Raw genomic sequence first — 2,079 nt, 5'->3', positions numbered from 1 at the left:
CCCCGCTCAAGTAGCGCTCAACAATCGAGCGCTTCTCAAGCTCGCTGAATCTGGACATGCAAAACCCCCGAAGGTTGTGTCCAACTTTCGGGGGTCAGTTCATTCTGTAGAGGTCCGCCGAAAACTAGAATTTGTAATTCAGGCCGATGCGAACGGTGTGGAAGGGGACCTTGGCGTCGACACCGCCCCCTCCGGCTGTGAACGACGCTTTACCCAGGTCCGTGTAAAGATACTCAGACTTGAGCGACCAATTCGTAGTGATGGCGTATTCAGCGCCCGCGCCAACGGTCCAGCCGACCTTGGTCTTGGACAAGTCGATGCCTGGGGCAGAGATCTTTTCGTGACCATAGGCCAAGCCGCCAGTGCCATAGACCATGAAGCGATCGACGGGCGTATAACCAAGGCGAGCACGCACCGTGCCGAACCAGTCAACCTTTGTTTCGAGAGAGGGGCCGCCGAGCGACAAGTCGGCCTTAATGTCGGAACCCTGGAAGTCGGCTTCCACGCCGTAGACGAATTGGCCAACCTGCCAGTTGTAACCGGCCTGAACGCCCCCCAGGAAGCCACTCGCACTGAGGTCGAAACCACCAGGGCCGCCGCCCGAAGGAGAAAGATTAAACGTGCCGAAACCGCCGCCGGCGTTCACGCCGATATATGCGCCGGTCCAGTCATAGGAAGCAGCAACCGGTGCCTCCTGCAGAACGTCAGCCGCATAGGCGGTGCTGGTACCAAGGACGAGAGCGGTTGCGAGAAGAAGCTGTTTCACGGGATGACCCTTTGTTGCCTGCTTAGTTCGGATGAATGCCCCAAGGACTACCTATCCGAGTGGAGATACCGTTGTCGCTGAACGCCTTCCGTTGTCAACGCTGCCAAATCCGAAGGCGGGACTATTTCCTCCCGGTGATGCATGGAAGCCACAGCCTCAGCGTGTGCCGCACGATCTTTCCCGCGACGAACCGGCAGCACTCCAATTCGTCGCGCGCTATAAAGTAAGTAAGCATTTATTTATGAGGCGGCGATGACGAAGCAAGAGGTTCTCGAACAAGCCGGGCTGAGGCTGGTGAAGGTTGGAAATCTGAACCAGTGGGCCGGCGACTACCTGGCCGGTGCAGTGGCCCTCGAGAAGAACGGCTTTCCGGATTGTCCAGCAATTGCGCTCCAGCAAATGCTCGCGGACATTAGAGGCGGAGCCAGTAGCAATGAAGGCAACCGCATCCCAAACTCAGTTGGGCATCGACATTTCCCTGATTTGCGGCTTTGAGCCACCAGATGATCGCATCGGGCCACTTTGAGCCACCCCGGCGCCTTGCGCGTACCTAGCGCCCAACACCGTTTGTGCAATCGCGTATCCTTGCTCGGCTGCTTTGCTTGCCAGGCAGCCGCTTTGACTTCATCCACAGCCACGGCAATGCCCATTGAATACATCACACCTAGCTCATACTGAGCAGGAGCATAGCCTTGGCTCGCCGCCTTGCTGAACCATACGAACGCTTGGTTGTCGTCTTTGGCAACGCCCCGTCCCGCAGCATAGGAAGCGGCAACATTGTACTGAGCTTCAGCGACACCCGCCGCTGCGGCCTTCGACCACCAGCTGAATGCCAGCCGATTGTCAGGCGCGACACCGTCACCTTGCCAATACAAATTCCCCAACTGGCTTTGGGCCTGAGCGTGCCCCTTTTCTGCCGCCTTGCCGTCGCGAGATTCCGGATCCTTTGCTGAAGCACATCTCGCCGTTGAGTTGGGAGCACATCAACCTGACCGGCATCTACACCTGGGACGCGGAACGTCAAATGCCTGAAGGATTCCGATCGCTAAGACTTCCGACCCCAATCCGTCGAGCAGCATAGAGTTCACGATCCGTTCGCCCTTAGCGCAAGATTTTGAACAGCTCTTGTCCTGACCCCCGTCGGGACTGAGCCCAGCCTCCAGTTCAGCCCTTGGCGGCCGCCGTTGCCGACACTTGCTGCGCGGCCAGGAACATCAGCGCCGAGGCGGCGGTCCGCCGTTTCCAGCCGGCGGCTTCGGCCGTGTCGAGCAGTCTCGCCAGCAGCGGCTTCAGCACGCCGCGGCATTCGCTTT

2 protein-coding genes and 1 pseudogene are annotated in these 2,079 nt (G+C 58.8%); 1 reads left to right on the top strand and 2 read right to left on the bottom strand.

Features of this window, described 5'->3' with window-relative positions; all coding sequences use genetic code 11:
• Window positions 1-124 precede the first annotated feature (124 nt).
• Window positions 125-766, bottom strand: coding sequence for an outer membrane protein (locus LB543_RS33770; RefSeq protein WP_224599134.1), 642 nt, complete (start codon window positions 764-766; stop codon window positions 125-127).
• A gap of 252 nt (window positions 767-1,018) precedes the next feature.
• Between LB543_RS33770 and LB543_RS33765 the strand changes: the two genes are divergently transcribed.
• Window positions 1,019-1,261: a hypothetical protein gene (locus tag LB543_RS33765; protein WP_224599138.1), complete on the top strand. Its 243-nt coding sequence runs from the start codon at window positions 1,019-1,021 to the stop codon at window positions 1,259-1,261.
• 122 nt (window positions 1,262-1,383) lie between these two features.
• Here LB543_RS33765 and LB543_RS34280 read toward each other — a convergent pair.
• A pseudogene (locus LB543_RS34280) lies at window positions 1,384-1,656 on the bottom strand (tetratricopeptide repeat protein); the annotation flags it as partial.
• Window positions 1,657-2,079 lie beyond the last annotated feature (423 nt).

The sequence above is a fragment of the Mesorhizobium sp. ESP7-2 genome, assembly GCF_020164715.1.
Lineage (GTDB): Bacteria > Pseudomonadota > Alphaproteobacteria > Rhizobiales > Rhizobiaceae > Mesorhizobium.
This window is presented reverse-complemented; position numbering and strand designations above follow the sequence as displayed.

What these genes read in the sequence shown, in the direction of transcription:
- LB543_RS33765 (WP_224599138.1), top strand. Translation starts at nt 1,019, where the DNA reads ATGACGAAGCAAGAGGTTCTCGAACAAGCCGGGCTGAGGCTGGTGAAG.